This is a genomic window from Sedimentibacter sp. (assembly GCF_038562225.1).
Lineage (GTDB): Bacteria > Bacillota > Clostridia > Tissierellales > Sedimentibacteraceae > Sedimentibacter.
In genome coordinates this window covers 981,045-999,012 of the sequence record NZ_JBCFAS010000001.1, presented here as the reverse complement: position 1 = coordinate 999,012, position 17,968 = coordinate 981,045, and the positions used below count along the sequence as shown (strand labels likewise).

Here is a 17,968-nt window from a genome sequence, read left to right as displayed (position 1 = left end):
CAGAGAAAAATACTGATTTGCCCTTTCTTAATATTTATAGTGATTGAATTAGTGTTTGTTGGAATTTTAGTCCATAATATTGATCAAGATTTAAATTACAGTAATTGTACCGTTTTCATCAATTGTAATCTGCATCCCATCCTTGACATAAGCGAGGAATTCGTCCCCGAGAGAGTCAATGACCGGCATGGAAACACCATCCAGCCAAATATTAGACAGAATTGCACCTGCTGCAGCCAATGAGTCAATATGGTTGGCAAACAGCATACAGGCAGGTTGACGGCCCATGGAGCAGGCCGTGTAAAGCACCAGACCGCCAGTTGTAGAGCCGATAGTCTGAGGCAGACATAAAGCCTTGCCAGCCATGGGCTTTCCATAAAGATCCTTATTGTTCTGATCGCTGCACTTGGAAGTCTTATCTCCGAACTGCAGCGCCTTCTGGAATGAAGCAAGTGTATTCAGACCACCGTGTGAGACCAGAGCTTCCGCCTTTGAGGTGCCGGGTGTTACAACGCGTCCTTTAAATGTTCTCATTTACTTCCCTCCTTTTGTAATCTGAACCAGTATTTCATCATCGGTGAAATAGCGTGCGGTGGTATATGTTCGAAGCTTGTTACTTGAGGTTATGACCGGCATCTTTGCGCTCAGAGGGTTGTTCATGTACATCAGGGGGCATATATATGAGGTAATGACACCGGCAGCATTCAGCCGAGCTGAATAGGACGTGGTTTCAAATTCCTTTAAAACACCTGGTGCTGCCGTAAACACAGTGGGAATAACGACCTTCTTGTTTCCATACTGCTTCAGTGATGATTCTACCTTGTCTGTCCAGTCCTTAAGCTGCTGCAGGCTCATATGAGGACAGCCCATGAAGCATAGCTTGGGTTTGGCATCAAGGTTTTTCCACATTACAGGATAGTTGTCATAAACACGCTGGAGCTCATCATCGTCTATGACATAGACCTTTGCACCGTCAGTAATAAGCTGTTCTCCTTGCTCTACGGCTTCCGGCGTCAGACCGTCAATGTGATACAGACCCACTGCACCATTGGATGCGGTCGCTGCGCCGAAGTCCTTAAGGTAGGTGCAGGCATCATCATTTAGGTTATTGCCCAGCCATTTGTCAAGGCCTTTTACATATGGAACATCTTCCATTACCTTCATGCCTATTGCAGATCCAAGGAGCTGCGCTTCCGGCTTTTTAGAGGTTTTGACTTCTACAATCCAGTCTGCCTTGCGGCCTTCATCGGTAAGAAGGCCAAAGTAGGGCACAAAGCCTACGATTGAGCCCATGATGTCGAGTATACCAGAATTGCGGTTGCAGCGGGCACCCAGTACGGAGTTGGCATAGACAACGGCAGAGGATTCAGACCAGGATAGGACATCACCCTTGTTGGGCTTATTTCCTACTTCATCCATATAGCAGGTGCAGGTAAAAGCGTCGTCGTTGAGAAGGCCCAGCTTTTTCAGCTGATCCTCATAGTAATCTTGCTTGTTGTACATAAAATTTTTGAAAACCAGATTTTGTAGGAAACCGGATGGAACATTTTTATCCATGGGTCTTGGGTCTGCTGTGAACTTTTGGCTGGACACAGCACCCGCATCAATAAGCTGGTTCATCAGATCATAGACTGGCTGCAGAGCACCGAGTCCAAAAGAGGTGACAAGGTGGTTGTATTTACTGGTTACAGGTACCATCGTTTCTGCGCCAAAGGCTTCACCAAACATGACTAAGGTCTTCATTACCTTTGCCAGCGTTTCACCCTTTTCACCGTTTAAAATGGCTTGTTGCTCAGGTTTTAAATTCATAGATTTCCTCCTTACAGCTTAACAGCAAGATTATATGCTGCCCGGTTTGCTTCAAGCACTCTGCCGGCGGCGAAGCTGTCTCCGATATTGTAGATTTCAGGTGATGCGTGGGCTTCCTGCAAAGCAAAGTACAGGCTGTCATCAGGTCTGCCGCCCATGGCAAAGACTACCAGATCAGCATCCAGAAACTCTTCCTGATATTCGTCCTTTACCTTTGGTGCAAGAGGATTTTCAATATTTTTTGGCAGGATGGGCTGCCAGGTATTATATGGGTTGGGAACATTCTTATGAGTGTTGCGGGAAATCTTTACCTTGTTGTTTTCAAAGCCCTTCACCATTGCCATATTGATGAGTTTTACACCGTTTTTTTTCATGTAATAGATCAAATGGCCGCGGTTCGCGGTGCAGGCCCCATCCATAAGGTAAGGCAGCATTTCTACCACAGTAACATCCATATTTTTTTCAAAAGACAGCCAGTAGGCAGTTTCGCAGCCAACCACACCTCCTCCGATAATTACAACCTTCTTTGCCTCTCCCAGCAGCTCAGGATTCTCTAGCAGTTCTGTTGCCTGTGCAGTCTTCATATTTTCATAGCCTGGGACATTAAGTTCTGCTGCTTTGGTGCCGATGGCGGTCACGATCGTATCATAGCTTTTCTTCTTCAGGGTATCCAGATCACATTCTGTATTAAGAAAAATATCGATCATGCCTTCTTCGGCCGCTTTTATCACTGTTGCTTCCACATACATTCGGTAGTTGTTAAAGTCAAATTTTCCCTTAGGTGTTGAGCCGGGAATCATCTTACCGCCAATGCTGCCGGATTTTTCATACAAGTCAACCTTATGGCCCCTTGCAGCAGCCTGTAAGGCAAAGTTGCATCCGGCTGGCCCTGCGCCAATAACTGCAATGTGTTTTTTTATTTTTGCATCAGCGGGAATAGCCGGATGCACATCCTCAAATCCGGTTCTTGGATTTACAGCGCACTGGGGATGGCCGCCATCCACGAATTCGTTGATGCATCCCTCCTGACAACCTATGCATGGACAGATTTCTTCAACTTTACCGGCATACACCTTGTTAGGCCATTCAGGATCTGCCAGAAGCGGGCGCCCCAGCATCACCATGTCGCACATGTTGTCCCGAAGTGCCTGTTCTGCAAGGTCAGGATAGCCAAGCTTTCCTACAGCCACGATGGGTACCTCCACACCTGCATTGGACTTGATGCCATTGCTCTTGAAATATTCCTTGGCGTACTTGCTTATCTCCAGGAAGCAGCCTGCGGGCATGCCAGCAGGGGGATGGGGCAGCCACCAGTTATCGTAGCATCCCAGGTCAACGTCAAACATGTCAACGCCGGCTCTGACTAAATCTTCCATGTATTCAAGCGTATCCTCAATGGAGCGGCCGTTGGTGAATTTTTTTAAAGCACTTTCCGTTTCCATGGTTGAACCATAGGTTTCATTCAAAGCAAGACTTAAGTCTATACGGTACATAATAGGGTATGATGGATCTGTTCTATTGCGGATTTCTGTAACAAGGTCAATGCCGAACTGTTTCCAGTAGGCATAACGTCCCATCTTTCTGCGGTTAAAGGCAGGATTGGTCATTTGCTCAAGCAGGTAACCCTCATGACCGTGGAGATAGACACCGTCTAAGCCGCAGGCCTTGGCATCTGCCGCTGCCTGACCTGTGTTTTTGACAATCTTCTTCAGTTTCCCGTCGGAAATCCTGGCGCAGGGAATCTGAGAAATATAGAAATTAGGATTCCACGATGCTGAAACCGGGAACTTTAATTCATTGACCAGGCATTGCGGATTACCCACACGACCAAGCCCTGGTGTTAACTGTATAAAAATTCTGGAGCCGAAAGCGTGACAGCCCTGCGCCAGATCGCGCCAGCCAGCTTGTACTGTGCGGCTGCGGTCGATTCTGGGGAAGTAAGACAGTTTGCCCATTTCTGTGATAGAGTTGTCAATACCGTGAGAAATTGGTATGAGTCCGGTGGTCAGAAGACCGGTGCCGCCCTTTGCTCTTGCGAAGAAATACTGGAGCATCTTGTCGTTGGGACGTCCTGTTTCCTCGCACATATCGATGTTGCCCATAGGAGCCATGACGATGCGGTTCTTGATAACCAGATGATTTACACGAATGGGACTGAATATGTAATCATAGGGATACAGATTTTTTGTCATGGAGCCCATTGAAAAATGTGAACGTTTTCCATCTGAAACCCAGTCACCGTAGCTGTCGATAAGTTCTTGCACCAATGCATCTGTTTTCATAACTTAACACTTCCTTTGCTTTATAATAGTGCGCATTTCCATTTATTTACATACGTTACTTTTATGATATAATAAAGATAAGAAAAGCACAAGATATTATTTTGTGAAATATTCAACAAATGAATAGACCTTTGTTAAAAAAACTTTTGCAAAATTAGAGTTTAAGAGTGATAATGAATATAGAGACGGGTCTTTATTAGTAAGGTGACTGGAATAATACATAATTTTTACAATCAGGAGGAAGAAGTGGAAATTAAAAAAAGGAAGCTGGACGTTAAGGTCGCATGTTTGCAAATGGATGTAAAAATAGGCGACATTGCGGGAAATATAAAAAAATCTGTGCATATGATAAATGAAGCTGCAGATAATGGGGCCAAGCTTATAGTTATGCCTGAAATGGCCAATTCAGGATACAATTTTGACAACAGACAAGAAGCAATTGACTTAGCAGAGAACATCAATGACAGTGAAAGCGTAAAAGCATGGAGCAAGGCAGCTCTAGACAGGAATGTATACATAGTGTCAGGAATCACGGAAATAGATGGCACAGATTTGTACAACACAGCAGTATTGGTAGGACCTGAGGGGTTGATCGGAAAATATAGAAAGCTACATCTGTGGGAAGATGAGTTCCTGTGGTTTGAGCCGGGAAATCTCGGACTGCCTGTGTTTCATACGCCAATCGGCAGGATTGGTATCATAATATGCTACGACATGTGGTTTCCCGAAACATATAGGATTCTTTCTGCTCAGGGTGCCGATATAGTGTGTGTTCCCACAAATTGGGTTACCATAGACAGCCTTCCGGATAACATGAAAAATTTTGGACCTGTTCTTGGCATGGCCGCTGCCCATTCAAATGGAATATACATAGCTGCAGCAGACAGGGTGGGAACAGAAAGAGAGATGGTATTCCCCGGGAAAAGTTTAATAATAAGAACAGCCGGCATTCCTATTGCCGGGCCCGCAGACGATACTGAGCAGATCATTTACGGCAACTGCAATTTTGCCAAAGTAAGGGCTCACGGAACAACTAAGTACAATTCAACAAAGAAAGACAGAAGATTGGATGTCTACGATGAATTCCTGGGATATGATCCATTAAGCTACAATTAAGCAGGCAGTATAGAAGCAGCAGGGTGACATGGAAGCTCCGAAACGCTGAACAGCTATTACATTAGCCCGCTGTTTTAAACAGGTCAAAATACAGAGTTTAACGCCAATCCTTAAAAACGGTTGGCGTTTTCTGACAATAAGCCGTCCTTAATTGTAACGGTTTTTTGAGCCTGTCGGGCAACCTCACCGTCATGGGTAATTAGGACTATGGTCTTTCCTTCGTCGTTTAAGTTCTTTATTAAATTCATAATGTCATTTCCTGATTTAGAGTCAAGGTTGCCTGTAGGCTCATCTGCCAGTAAAACCGGCGGGCTGCCTGCCAAAGCTCTAGCAATTGCAACTCTTTGCTGCTGGCCGCCGGACAGCTCTGTGGGTCTGTGGTTCATTCTTTCAGTCAATCCAACCTTTTCTAATGCCTCCAATGTTCGTTCCTTTCGCTCCCTGTGGCTCATGCCTCTGTATATCAGGGGCAGCTCTACATTTTCATAGGCCGTTAACTTTGTGAGGAGATTGAACTTCTGAAATATAAATCCTATTTTTTCATTTCGTATCTTTGACAGCTGACGTTCGCTGTAGGTGCTTATTTCCCTGCCGTCTAGATAATATTCTCCAGAGGTTGGAATATCAAGGCATCCTATCATATTCATAAGAGTTGATTTGCCGGAACCTGATGGCCCCATGACAGACAGAAATTCACCCTGGTTAACTTTCAGAGTTATGCCTTTAAGAACCTCCACCTTCACCGAACCCATATCGTAAATTTTTTTTATATTTCTAAGCTCCAACATGCTATCGGCCTCCTCTGATGCTCATCATTCCGCCATTGAACATACTAGAAGATTTGTTTTGAATTTTGCCGTACACTATTATGTCACCTTCATTAATGCCGCTTATTACTTCTGCAAAATTTTTATTTGCAATTCCTAACTTCACTTCTATGTCTGATGCGTTTCCTGATTCATCCCTGACAGTAACCATGTAGTTGCCGTTTGATTTGCGAATGGCATCAACAGGCACAACTATTGCATCGCTTCTGCTGTCGGCAAGAATTTCTATATCTACATTCATTCCTGACATTAAAGCTTTTCTTTCATCTAACAGTACCGTAACGTCATAGGTTGTAACTCCGTTTTGATTTTTTCCTTCCATAGAAATTTTAGACACACTTCCGGTAAAGCTTTCATCTTTAAATACGTCAGAGGTAACATTAGCCTTTCGTCCCAACCGAATTTTTGTTATATCCAGTTCATCGACAGCAAGCACAACCTCCATCATATCCAAATCCGCAACAGTCATAAGAACTGAAGTTCTTCCCACAACATCTTCTTCTGAAACAGCTATGCTTAAAACAGTTCCTCTCATAGGAGAATAAACAGTGTCTCCTTCTTGCAAATCATTAAATTGAGTTTGATATTTCTCGATAAGATTTATTTGTTCAGTGATTTGCAGCTCAGTATCTTCCTCTTCTAATACTGCAATAATGTCCCCTTTGGTTACCTGCATACCGTTTTTGACATTTACTGATTTCACTTTTCCGCTTCTTGATGTGGAAACATTGTTTCCTTTCATTTCACTGATTTTTCCGTTATTCATATTAATTAAAGAACCTTCTGAATTGGTTACTGTCACCTGCGCCGGTTCATCCTGGCTGTATCCTCCGGGATTAGTGATTTTTACAGTAATCCTGTATCCAAAGATTCCTCCTCCTAACGGAATGGGGGTGCTGTCAATGTCGTGTACTACGCCTGACTCTGTAACGAAATATCTGGTTAAGAAAACTGAGGCTTCATCTCCGATTTTAATTTTTTCATATTGCTCCTTGCTGAAGTATGCCTCTACATAAGCGTTTTCAGTATCCTTTATAATGCAGACGCTGTAATTTATGCTTATTTGATCTCCAGCTTTAATTTTTAATCCGGATACTACCCCGGAACTGTCTGCATAAATAGTCAAGTCACTGTTTTTATCATATAACTGATTTAAATTTTTTCTTGCTTTTTCAATATTTAACGAAAGTTCTTTTGTTTGTATCTGGTTATTGCTGTCAGATTTTGATTTTAACGAAATCAGCACCTGGTTATTTTCAATAGAATCTCCTTCTGAAACATATATTTTTTCAACAACTCCGTCCGTTTCGGATTTAACTGTTCTTCTATCTGACGGATAAACACTTCCGCTGCCCTTTACAGATACAGATATGCTGTCTTTTACTGCCGTATATTCAATTTCATCGTAGGACAATGCACTGCTTGTCTCTGATGATGTCTTGCTGCTTGCTCTATAACCAATCAAAAGTATAAGAAGTATTGCTGCAGTTATAATAAGTGTCTTTTTGTTTTTCATTAACTTCTTTCTCCCAATCTCTAATGTATTTTAATTGATTTGTAAACGCGACTATGATTGTTATTCAAACCTTAGGGCATCAATGGGCCTTAGCTTTGATGCCTTGTTAGCTGGATATAATCCAAAAAATAACCCAATCAACAAGGAAAATCCAAATGCAACAGTTAGTACATACATGTTTATAACTAATCTGGTTCCCAGCAGCTTGCTGATATAAGACGACGCATATATACCCGACAAAACACCTATAATTCCGCCAATTCCGCTGATTATGGATGATTCGATTAAAAATTGCAGCATTATGCTTCCGCGTCCGGCACCTAAAGCCTTTCTAATTCCGATTTCTCTGGTTCTTTCTGAAACCGTGACAAGCATAATATTCATTATCCCAATGCCTCCAACCAACAAGGATATCCCTGCGATGCCTGCAAGCATAGCCGTAAGCATTCCTGTAATGTCATCCATAATATCAAGAATTTGTCCTTGACTAAATACAGTATAGGACTCATCATTGCCTAAATAATCATACAGATAACTTTCTATATTTTCGGCGGCTTGTCTTGCTGTGTCAGCTGACTCCGCCTGAGCTGTAATTTCATGGATTACCGCAGTCCTTTTTTGTCTCATAATATTTGATATGGGGATTATAACAATATCATCATAATCTCCTATTATTGAACTACCCTTGGGCTTTAATACTCCGACAACAGTGTATTTTTGTCCATCAATTAAAATTTCATTATCTATCGGATCATCATAACCAAACAGATTATTTACTGTTGTCAGACCCATAACCGCTACCTTATTTCTGTAATCCACATCGATGGGACTTATTAGCCTGCCATATTCCAGCTCATAGTTATTAATATTAAAGTAATTTTCATTAGCTCCAACTACTCGTACCTTTTCTGACTTAAGATCATGACTGACAGCACCGTATATGTTGTATATGGGAGTTGCAGATTTCACACCTTCTAGGTTTTCAAGTTCAATTAAGTCCTTATAGTCAAAAGAAGACCTTCTGTCACTAATATTGATGCTTATAATGTTTGAACCCATGCTTGATATTGTGTCCATCACGCTGGCTGTGGCACCTTGACCAATTGAAATCAGAACAATTACAGAAAAAACACCTATGATAATTCCAAGCATGGTAAGAAAGGTCCTTATTTTATTTGACATAATTGAATGGATAGACATTTTAAAGATACTTCTTAGGATCATAAAAGTTCCTTTCCTTGATAAGCTGACTTCATAGTAACGTCTTTATTGAATAAAAAATAATTTTTGCTTAGTACTAAATGATATCATAAATATATCTGCAATAAATTACGAAATAAATAAAAATGAGGATTTTGCTTGCTTTAATTAGGAATTATTGCCTGATAATGTATTTTGTAAACTGACGAAGTGCTGTATCTTGTTAAATATGGGAGAGGGTTATGGGGATGACATTTTGTCTATCCAGAATAATAATGTCAAATTCCATTATAGAAAATTTATTGATAACAGTGATAGAAAAGTGATCAATATTGTTAGAACGAGGATTGATAGACTGCTACTATGATAGTATAAGAGGTTGGCATTGTGGCTGAGAATGACAGGGGGTGACATTGGGTCGGGGTTGTCGTCATAATGATGGATAACGTTCCGATGACAACAACCTAGCCCCTCTGAAATTATCAATTAACATAACATGCAGTATTATCCATAAATAGTTATCATTGAACCTAATTTAACCCTTAGTTTCTCAAGCATGTCTTTTGTCATGGAATCTAAGTCGTATTTCGGGTTCCAGTCCCACTCCTGTCTGGCGGCGGAGTCATCCAATGAATTCGGCCATGAATCAGCTATTTCCTGCCTTATAGGATCAACATCATAGCTTAGTTCAAATTCAGGTATGAATTTTCTTATGGATGCAGCCAGTGTTTCGGGATCGAAGCTCATGGCAGTGACGTTAAACGCGTTGCGATGCTTAAGTCTGCCGGGATCTGCTTCAATCAATTCAATAATTGCACTCAGTGCGTCCCGTATATACATCATATCCATGTAAGTACCTTTTCGGATGAAGCTGGTATATTTCTTGCTTTTTAAGGCTTCATAATAAATATGTACCGCATAATCCGTCGTTCCTCCTCCGGGCAGCGTCTTGTACGAAATAAGTCCCGGGAAACGGACACCTCTTGTGTCAACACCAAATTTTTTAAAATAATAGTCACATAACAGTTCCCCGGCGACCTTCGTTACCCCATACATGGTGGTAGGTCTTTGGATTGTGTCCTGAGGAGTACTGTCCTTAGGAGTTGAAGGGCCGAAGGCGGCAATGGATGATGGCGTAAACACCATGCAGTTTTTTTCTCTGGCTGTTTCTAAGACGTTGTACAGCCCATTCATATTTATGTTCCAGCATTGTTGAGGATCCCTTTCTCCAACAGCCGACAGTATGGCAGCAAGGTTTACTATGGTGTTTATTTTGTGCTTATCAACTGCAGCTGACAATGTTTGAAGATCATTGATATCGACGATTTCAAATGGTCCGGATGCAATTAATTCTTCATGGCCTTCCTTTGCTCTTCTGTTGCTGGCCACCACATTGCCGGAACCGTAAATTTTGCGCATTTCTAAAGTTAATTCGGAACCTATTTGACCCAATGCCCCAGTGATTAATATTCTTCTCACAATATACCTCCATATTTAATTAACGCTTTTATTCAATATATATAATAGCCAAAAAATAAGTAATTAAAACATAAATTGCAGATAAGTCAAAAACAATTAAAGTGCCATAGGTAACGCAACGGACTAAATTGCTAATTGAGTTATCATACCCAGGAGCATCAATTTTAAGTAGATTAAATATTATTGTTAAGTCAACTGTTTTATAGTAAAATACAAGGGATATGTAATCGTTATTCAACTATAGTTGTTTTAGAACGAATAAAAGATCAAATATATTGCTAAATGAAGAACCAGTACTTTGATCTATTCAATAATTAAAATTTAATTATATCAGGGGGTAGCTATGGAAGGACCTGCAAAACAAACTAACTATATTATAAATAATAAACTGAACCATACCGGCACAATAACACTTGCAACAGAAAGATTAGTGCTCAGACGTTTTACAATTGAAGATTCAGAAGCGGTATATAACAATTGGACTAGTGACAGTGAAGTAAGCAAGTATATGAGATGGGAAAATCATAAAAATGTTCAAGAGACTATTTCTAAAGTTAGTGACTGGGTAAAAAGATATGCAGATAATAATTTCTATCAATGGGCAATAACATTAATAGATTCTGATGAACCAATCGGTGCCATTGGGTTGTTTGTTGTTAATGAAAGCGACATGTGCGGAGATTTTGGTTATTGCATAAGCAGAAAATATTGGGGGAGAGGTATTACGACCGAGGCTTTAAGGGAAGTTTTAGGACTTGCGTTTGAAATGGTTGGCTTTAATAGAATTGAATCTTATCATTCCATAAATAATCCTGCATCGGGTAAAGTGATGAAAAATGCTGGAATGAAGTTTGAAGGCCTTGCCAGGCAGAAGTACAAAAGCAATGTAGGGTTTGAAGACTGCAACATGTATTCTGTGATCAGAGAAGATTTTAGTAAATAAAACTTGATAAATGAAAGTACATCACAACAATTTACATGATAAAAGGAGTTTGAGATTTGAAAAGAAGCAGGATGCAAAAGGAAGCGGAAACAGTGCGCACAATGATCAGCATGTACTGTGAAGGCAATCATTCTTCTAAAGGCTCATTGTGCAATGATTGTATGGAATTAGCAAGCTATGCCCAATCAAGGGCTTTGAGCTGCAAGTTTGGAAACAGAAAACCTGTATGCGGCAAATGTAAAATTCATTGTTATAAGCCATCTATGCGTGAAAAAATCAAAATGGTGATGAGGTATTCAGGTCCAAGAATGATTTTTAAGCACCCTGTTATGCTGACTAGGCATGTCTTGGATTTGATTATATACTGATGCGAGGGCGGATCTTAAAATGAGCAAAGTAACGGACTTGAGCTTTTTTATAGAAAACTTCAATGTCCGTCCCCCAATTAACTGAAAGAGAAAGGGCGGAATATTCCGCAATACAAAATGAATAAACTTATAAAACTGACAAAACAAATATATTCAAGTGACATTATCGGATATGTAATGATATTTGCAGCCGGAACGCTTTGGGGTACTATCGGGCTGTTTGTAAAGCTGCTGAGCGGTGTGGGAGCAAATTCAACACTGACTGCATTCATGAGACTGTTTATGGGGTTTTTGATACTTGTTCCTGTTTTGTTTTTCATGGGCGGAATTAAAATGTTCGAAATTGATAAAAGCGGACTGATTCAATGTTTGCTGTTAGGGGTATTGTCTCAGGCGCTTTTTAATTATTGTTATAATGTGAGTATAGGAGTTGTGGGTGTAGCAACAGCATCCATACTTTTGTACGCTGCGCCGGTGTTTGTATGCATAATGTCAAAATTTATTTTCCAGGAACAAATAGGAATGCTGAAGATTTTTTCACTGGTATTAAATATCATCGGCTGCTTTTTAATGGTTACCGGCGGAAACCTATCCTACTTAAAATTATCTGTAATAGGAATTATTTTTGGGCTGGCTTCTGCTTTTCTTTACAGTCTTGTAACGATAATCGGGAAAATTGCTTCAGGCAGCGTTCATCCATTTACAATTGTGTTTTACAGCTTCTTGTTTGGCTGGCTGACACTTGGAATATTTACATCCCCATGGGAATCCATTGCAGGCGTTTCAAGCTTTAAATTTTGGATTTATTCAATAGGATACGGGCTCATCCCCACTGTTGGTTCATATTTGTTCTATATGAAAGGCCTGAGCAAAAACCTGGAAACATCCAGAGTGCCTGTTATTGCTTCAGTTGAGACAGTTGTTGCCACTTTGATAGGTGTTGTATTATTTAGTGAAAAACTAAATTTCATCAATGTGCTGGGCATAATCTTCTTGTTATCATCTATTGCCATGATGAACATGAAGTTTAAAGAAAAAGGCAAAGAAGCCGAAATCCCAAAATAGAAATTTAAACCAAGGAGAACGACATGAAGCAATATGATGAACGGGATATAATGTTTGCACGAATGAACTATAAAGAAGGCAGTAAAAATTACATCGATTATTACAATAGAAAAACTGAGATGAAGGAAACGGATGATTCATTGAGATCGTTGCCTGCCATGGGCGGTGAAGGTTCAGCAATGTTTGATAAAGTCAATTCACCGATTGTTGATGCTGCATTTAAATATTTAAGTGACATCAGAAAATTCTGTGAAGGTACTCCTATTGTAAATAAAGTAGATGTGAACCCTGCCGATATCACTGAAAGAATCAAGGGCTTGGCTAAATTTTACAATGCAAAGCTAGTCGGTATAACTGAAATGAAGGATTATCATTATTATTCACACAGAGGCAGACATGAGGAAAACTATGGTGAGGAAATAAATGAGAAACATAAATATGGGATAGTATTTGCAATTCCCATGGATACAGAAATGATAATGCGTGCCCCCAAGCTATCGGAATCCATTGGAGTTGTAAAAGGCTATGTTGAAGCAGCAACAACTGGAATGATTATTTCTTACTACATCCGGGAGCTTGGATATGATGCGAGAAACCATATGGACGGAAATTACCTGGTGGTTGCACCACTGGTAGCAATGGACGCAGGTTTAGGAGAGTTTGGGAGAAACGGCCTTATAATTACAAGGCAGTACGGTGCTTGTGTGAGACTTGGGGTTGTTACTACTGACATGCCGCTGATACCTGATAAGAAGGAAGACTTTGGGGTAAAGGAATTTTGCACTGATTGCGGAAGATGTGCAAGGACATGTCCTGGAAAGGCAATTTCAAAATCGGACATGGAAGAAAAGGATGGGATATTGAGATGGAAAATTAATGCTGAAGAATGCTATCGCAGATGGAGATGTTTAGGAACAGACTGCGGAATATGTATAGCAAATTGTCCTTTTACATACGGCATTCCTGAAAATTCAGTGTGGGACATTAAAACTTCAAAGGAAGCAAGGGACAAAATACTGAAGGAGTTCGATGAAAAGTATGGAATACGACCGATCATAAGAGAAGATGCCAGTTGGCTTACCGTCAATAATTCCGGCGACTAATCCAGGGGACGGACCTTAAAATTACAAAAATAAGGATGAACTTATTTTGGCAGTAAATTGGAAGGTCCGTCTCCAAGACTACAAAAACTTATTTAAATTTAGAATTTTCATAGTTGTAAGGAATGCTTGAGCCAACCAATACGTCTTCGATTTTTTCTATAATTAGCCAGTCATCCATGTTGCCCTGATGTTCAAAGATCAAAGGAGTGATTTCTTCAACATTATCAAATTCAACAAGACAAAGGCACTTTTTATTCCATCTTTCTACTTGTTTTGGAGATAAATTTAATTTAGATTGATTTTTATTTATTGTTTCTAAGGACTCTTCAGGAGAAAGTTTAACATAATTTTGCACTGAAACTACTTTTGCCTTTGCAGTAATCAAGCCTGTCCCTTTTTTCATGAAATATAGATCTTCACCATCAAAGACTCTGCTGTGGGGAATTTTCCTGCCTGCAGCACCTCTGATAATCATATGTTTAGATTTGTTTATTATTTTTTCCAATTCCTTTTCCTTATCATCACAATAAACTAAATGTACCATATTTCCTCCATTGGTGATGGTTTAAAACCGTTTTCTAATTTCTGACAATTGTTTGTTCAATACTAAAATATCCCGAAGCGCTTAAAAAGTCAATATAATAATTTTTATGATTTCCAAAAATATAGCTTGTTTTATATAAATATTATAATGCAGATGTATTAATACCAGACAAGACAATAATGGAACAAATTGTAAAAATTTTCGTCGTATAAATAGTATATTCTATATCCCGCTTATTACGAAGGAGCATGTTATGAAAAAATCAGTTTATATTGCTATGATTCTTATAATTTCATCATTTTCGATGGTTTTTGCAAATTCTGCACCTGTGTATTGGCAGGGGTACCCGTCATATGACATTTTGAACATAGACAAGGATTCTCCCATTGTGGTAAAAGGTGAAGATCTCATTTTTGATTTTTCTGATGAAAACAACGATTCACATTCTGTTGAAGCAAATGTTACAGCTCAATATGAAATGATTAATCCAACCGATAAAACTATATCAGTTCAAATGGCATTTCCATTTGTTGAAAGACTGTATGATATTGATTATGATAGCATAAAAATAACTGCTGACGGGAAAGAGCTTCCTTATGAGGTTTACATAGGCAATGTCATCAACAGCTACGGAAACAGCTTTGAAGAAAACAAAGGTCAACAATTTGATTTTGACGAAATTGTAACTGCCATATCCAATGATATGTATGAAGCCAAAAGTTTTTCTGCAGATGAAATCGGAAAACTATATTCCATTGAAATAAAACCGACTACTGATAAGGGTATAGATTTTACTGTAGATTTTACTTATGACCAGGATGAGACAAAAATCCTCACAGAAAATTTCAACGGGTTCAGCCTGAGTGGCGGGAAAGCAAGGATTACTTCCGGCTGCTTTCAGCCTCAGACTGCAGAGATTTATGTTTTAGGCGAAGACATAAATATGGATGTAAAAGGATATACCCTTGGCTCTTCAAAGGAAGAAACAGACATGTTTACCTATGAAATAACCGAAAAGGAAGTTGATGTAAGAACATACCTGCTTGGCAGCATGAAAAATTATTCTTTTGTTGATTATGAACACCTTTCGGATATTCAGATTTATAATCTTTATGCAGGCGCATTGGATAAGTACTTCATGAATAACATGGGATTCTGTACAGTAGATGATGTTTTATCGGAAAGTGGTTCTGTGAGAGTTATTACTTTATTGTACTCTGTTGAGTTTCTTCCGTCTCAAAGCCAGACTGTGAGTGTAAGCTACAACACAAAGGGAACAATGGACAAAAGAAACACTTCAAGTCCTCAGTATTTGTTTGATTATATCCTAAACCCTGCAAAAAACTGGAACAGCTTTAATAACCTGAACATTAAAATCATAACCCCACAGGAAGCACCTTACATCATACACAGCAGCATTGAATTAAATAAAGAAGAAGGCAATGTTTACACAGCTTCTCTAGAAAAACTGCCGGAAGACGATTTGTCATTTGCTCTTTATTCAAAGGAAAAAATAACATTGTATGATAAGATTGAAGGACGAATAAACAGAAGTTTCGGTTATTTTGCACCTATTGTTATTGGTATAGTTGGATTCTCTATAATAGTCATCAGTTTTATAATTGCAAGGAAATTTAAGAAAAGATAATATTCATAACAAGCCTATTATTATATGAATATAAAAGGAGGAAACATGCAAAAATCCTATGGTATTAAATTTATTGTATTATTTTTAATTTGTGTTTTCTTATTTTCAACAAACACGCTTGCTTTTGGAATGGATTTTAATGATGACATACAAAAAATAACATTGGATTATTATTACTATGATGGATTTGGGCAGGACAAAGTTGTTCAAAGTGTTAATGATGGAAGCTGGCATATTTTAAAACCAGATGGAAGCTTAATCAATTTAAAGGGAAAATATCTGGCTTTTGCAGGAATGGAAGGAAAAAATCAAATTTTCGATGACAATTATTACCGCTTCGTAATCGGAAATGACAGTTACAGTATAGATTATTCAAACAGATTCATATATGTCGATAAAAACGGACTGGAATGTTTTGTGGATGGATATAAATATGTTGACCCTACTAAAGGAGAAAATTATTTCATTTTAAGTAATGTAAAGGGCAACGGTTATGAAACCGGCTTGTACCATAAATGCAACAAGACGTTGATTATCCCTGCTGTATATGATACGTTGAATTATATAAGCGATGACAGGATCATAGCTTGTAAAAATGACAAATACGGAATGATGAACATCGAAAAGGAAGAAATAATTCCATTTAGTTATAAATATATTGATTACATTAATGATAATTTCATTATCGCCATTAATGATGATGACAAATATGGAGTAATAAATTTAGATAATGAAGTGGTACTTTCATTTGAATATGATGAAATTTATAATATACACGAATATGGTGGATATTTGAGAATTTCTATAAATAATAAATTTGGCTTGATTAATACTGCTACTGCTGAAATTGTGGTTCCTTTGGAGTATGAAGGCATTGAGTATTCAAGGAATGAAACAGCGGTAGCTATAATGGAAGGGCGTTATGGAGTAATAGATGTCACAAATAAAATTGTTGTTCCCTTTATATATGATTCCATAATGAATTGTTATGATGGTTTTATAGTTTACAAGGATGAAATGGCAGGCTTTGTTAATGAAGAAGGAAATGTAATTTTGCCTGTTGAATGTTATAACATTTCAGAAGTTAAGGACGGATATGTTACAGCAGTCATCGAAGACAAAAGCGGTGAACATAAATATGCTGTTTATGATTTAAATGGTGAAGAAATAGTACCGCCCATATATGATTACATAGATTATTATGCCACTGATAAATACATGCTTGTAAATAAGGGCTGGTATGCATATTTAATAAATAAAGAAACCGGAAAAGAGATGATAGCTGATTCTAATTTGCACTTTACAGATGTAAAATATATAAATGATAAATATTACGCAGGTGGATTAAGCGGCGGTTATGCTGTTGTTAATTTTGCAGGACAGCGTCTCACACTTCACAATTATAATGATATTTCAATTATAAATATTGATGGCGAAGACATAATTGCAGCAAAATATCATACTGAAAGGTTTAATACTTATTTTGATTATTTCAAGCAAACTAATGGTCCTTCAACATGGGCAAAAGATGAAGTTACAAAGGCAATTGAAAGCAATTTGGTTCCATTTGAGTACCAAGCAGCGTTTACTTTTAATATAAAAAGATATGAATTTTGCAGCATAATAGTGGAGTTCCTGGAAGAATATCAGGATACTTCAAGAGAAGAAATACTTAAAAACAATAATATAGACCTTGTAAATCCACCAATAACAGACGGCTTCAGCGAAGATATTGCCATATGTCTAGATTTAGGTATAGTAAATGGCAGAGGAAACGGTATATTTGATGGAGAAAGTGAAATTACAAGAGAGGAAGCAGCAGTAATGCTTACTAATCTGTCAAAATATCTAGGATTGTACAAAGATTCAGATGATGTTTATTTAAATGACAAATCAAGTGTATCGCCCTGGGCAATGGATGCAGTCAATTTTGTTCTTCAAAACAATATGATGCAGGGAGTTGGCAATGACATATTTTCGCCTAAAACCAATATTACAAGAGAACAAACTTACATTATTATGTATAGGATGCTGAATGATATTGATTTTTAAACGTTTAATAGCAAGG

The 17,968-nt window shown here is 38.7% G+C and carries 15 protein-coding genes; 7 read left to right on the top strand and 8 right to left on the bottom strand.

Annotation, left to right across the window (positions count from 1 at the left end):
• Window positions 1-90: 90 nt before the first annotated feature.
• The 3 genes from AAGU76_RS04710 to AAGU76_RS04700 are packed head-to-tail and all read right to left on the bottom strand — an operon-like array spanning window position 91 to window position 4,091.
• Window positions 91-534, bottom strand: a complete 444-nt coding sequence (locus AAGU76_RS04710) for a DUF126 domain-containing protein (protein ID WP_342484284.1) — start codon at window positions 532-534, stop codon at window positions 91-93.
• Entirely contained in the window at window positions 535-1,809 is a 1,275-nt protein-coding gene (locus tag AAGU76_RS04705; protein WP_342484283.1) for an aconitase X, read from the bottom strand.
• Window positions 1,810-1,820: 11 nt separating this feature from the next.
• Window positions 1,821-4,091 (bottom strand): FAD-dependent oxidoreductase, encoded by a 2,271-nt coding sequence (locus tag AAGU76_RS04700; protein ID WP_342484282.1) that lies wholly within the window; start codon window positions 4,089-4,091, stop codon window positions 1,821-1,823.
• Between the two features lie 246 nt (window positions 4,092-4,337).
• Between AAGU76_RS04700 and AAGU76_RS04695 the strand changes: the two genes are divergently transcribed.
• Window positions 4,338-5,207: a nitrilase family protein gene (locus tag AAGU76_RS04695; RefSeq protein WP_342484281.1), complete on the top strand. Its 870-nt coding sequence runs from the start codon at window positions 4,338-4,340 to the stop codon at window positions 5,205-5,207.
• Between the two features lie 110 nt (window positions 5,208-5,317).
• Here AAGU76_RS04695 and AAGU76_RS04690 read toward each other — a convergent pair whose 3' ends face one another.
• From AAGU76_RS04690 to AAGU76_RS04675, 4 genes are all read right to left on the bottom strand, one after another.
• Window positions 5,318-5,995 carry an ABC transporter ATP-binding protein gene (locus AAGU76_RS04690; RefSeq protein WP_342484280.1) on the bottom strand — a complete coding sequence of 226 codons (678 nt, stop codon included), beginning with the start codon at window positions 5,993-5,995 and terminating at the stop codon, window positions 5,318-5,320.
• Window position 5,996: 1 nt separating this feature from the next.
• On the bottom strand, window positions 5,997-7,550 hold the full coding sequence (locus AAGU76_RS04685) for an efflux RND transporter periplasmic adaptor subunit (RefSeq protein ID WP_342484279.1): 1,554 nt from the start codon (window positions 7,548-7,550) through the stop codon (window positions 5,997-5,999).
• 60 nt (window positions 7,551-7,610) lie between these two features.
• Window positions 7,611-8,702 (bottom strand): ABC transporter permease, encoded by a 1,092-nt coding sequence (locus tag AAGU76_RS04680; RefSeq protein ID WP_342484278.1) that lies wholly within the window; start codon window positions 8,700-8,702, stop codon window positions 7,611-7,613.
• Between the two features lie 552 nt (window positions 8,703-9,254).
• Window positions 9,255-10,229 carry an L-threonine 3-dehydrogenase gene (locus tag AAGU76_RS04675; RefSeq protein WP_342484277.1) on the bottom strand — a complete coding sequence of 325 codons (975 nt, stop codon included), beginning with the start codon at window positions 10,227-10,229 and terminating at the stop codon, window positions 9,255-9,257.
• Between the two features lie 343 nt (window positions 10,230-10,572).
• Between AAGU76_RS04675 and AAGU76_RS04670 the strand changes: the two genes are divergently transcribed.
• The 4 genes from AAGU76_RS04670 (at window position 10,573) to AAGU76_RS04655 (ending at window position 13,708) form a co-directional block, all read left to right on the top strand.
• Window positions 10,573-11,172, top strand: a complete 600-nt coding sequence (locus AAGU76_RS04670; protein WP_342484276.1) for a GNAT family N-acetyltransferase — start codon at window positions 10,573-10,575, stop codon at window positions 11,170-11,172.
• A 71-nt stretch (window positions 11,173-11,243) separates the two neighbouring features.
• The gene (locus AAGU76_RS04665) at window positions 11,244-11,540 is read left to right on the top strand and encodes a nitrous oxide-stimulated promoter family protein (RefSeq protein WP_342484680.1); all 297 of its coding nucleotides are present in this window, start codon (window positions 11,244-11,246) and stop codon (window positions 11,538-11,540) included.
• A gap of 117 nt (window positions 11,541-11,657) precedes the next feature.
• On the top strand, window positions 11,658-12,605 hold the full coding sequence (locus AAGU76_RS04660) for a DMT family transporter (protein ID WP_342484275.1): 948 nt from the start codon (window positions 11,658-11,660) through the stop codon (window positions 12,603-12,605).
• Window positions 12,606-12,628: 23 nt separating this feature from the next.
• Window positions 12,629-13,708: a reductive dehalogenase domain-containing protein gene (locus AAGU76_RS04655; protein WP_342484274.1), complete on the top strand. Its 1,080-nt coding sequence runs from the start codon at window positions 12,629-12,631 to the stop codon at window positions 13,706-13,708.
• Between the two features lie 88 nt (window positions 13,709-13,796).
• Here AAGU76_RS04655 and AAGU76_RS04650 read toward each other — a convergent pair whose 3' ends face one another.
• Window positions 13,797-14,252, bottom strand: a complete 456-nt coding sequence (locus AAGU76_RS04650; protein WP_342484273.1) for a hypothetical protein — start codon at window positions 14,250-14,252, stop codon at window positions 13,797-13,799.
• A gap of 253 nt (window positions 14,253-14,505) precedes the next feature.
• Here AAGU76_RS04650 and AAGU76_RS04645 point away from each other — a divergent pair, with 253 nt between their 5' ends.
• Both AAGU76_RS04645 and AAGU76_RS04640 read left to right on the top strand, forming a co-directional pair.
• Entirely contained in the window at window positions 14,506-15,900 is a 1,395-nt protein-coding gene (locus tag AAGU76_RS04645) for a hypothetical protein (RefSeq protein WP_342484272.1), read from the top strand.
• 45 nt (window positions 15,901-15,945) lie between these two features.
• Window positions 15,946-17,952 (top strand): WG repeat-containing protein, encoded by a 2,007-nt coding sequence (locus tag AAGU76_RS04640; RefSeq protein ID WP_342484271.1) that lies wholly within the window; start codon window positions 15,946-15,948, stop codon window positions 17,950-17,952.
• Window positions 17,953-17,968 lie beyond the last annotated feature (16 nt).

Coding starts and splice junctions, on each gene's coding strand:
- AAGU76_RS04710 (WP_342484284.1), bottom strand. CDS start 534: ATGAGAACATTTAAAGGACGCGTTGTAACACCCGGCACCTCAAAGGCG.
- AAGU76_RS04705 (WP_342484283.1), bottom strand. CDS start 1,809: ATGAATTTAAAACCTGAGCAACAAGCCATTTTAAACGGTGAAAAGGGT.
- AAGU76_RS04700 (WP_342484282.1), bottom strand. CDS start 4,091: ATGAAAACAGATGCATTGGTGCAAGAACTTATCGACAGCTACGGTGAC.
- AAGU76_RS04690 (WP_342484280.1), bottom strand. CDS start 5,995: ATGTTGGAGCTTAGAAATATAAAAAAAATTTACGATATGGGTTCGGTG.
- AAGU76_RS04685 (WP_342484279.1), bottom strand. CDS start 7,550: ATGAAAAACAAAAAGACACTTATTATAACTGCAGCAATACTTCTTATA.
- AAGU76_RS04680 (WP_342484278.1), bottom strand. CDS start 8,702: ATGCTTGGAATTATCATAGGTGTTTTTTCTGTAATTGTTCTGATTTCA.
- AAGU76_RS04670 (WP_342484276.1), top strand. CDS start 10,573: ATGGAAGGACCTGCAAAACAAACTAACTATATTATAAATAATAAACTG.
- AAGU76_RS04665 (WP_342484680.1), top strand. CDS start 11,244: ATGCAAAAGGAAGCGGAAACAGTGCGCACAATGATCAGCATGTACTGT.
- AAGU76_RS04660 (WP_342484275.1), top strand. CDS start 11,658: ATGAATAAACTTATAAAACTGACAAAACAAATATATTCAAGTGACATT.
- AAGU76_RS04655 (WP_342484274.1), top strand. CDS start 12,629: ATGAAGCAATATGATGAACGGGATATAATGTTTGCACGAATGAACTAT.
- AAGU76_RS04650 (WP_342484273.1), bottom strand. CDS start 14,252: ATGGTACATTTAGTTTATTGTGATGATAAGGAAAAGGAATTGGAAAAA.
- AAGU76_RS04645 (WP_342484272.1), top strand. CDS start 14,506: ATGAAAAAATCAGTTTATATTGCTATGATTCTTATAATTTCATCATTT.
- AAGU76_RS04640 (WP_342484271.1), top strand. CDS start 15,946: ATGCAAAAATCCTATGGTATTAAATTTATTGTATTATTTTTAATTTGT.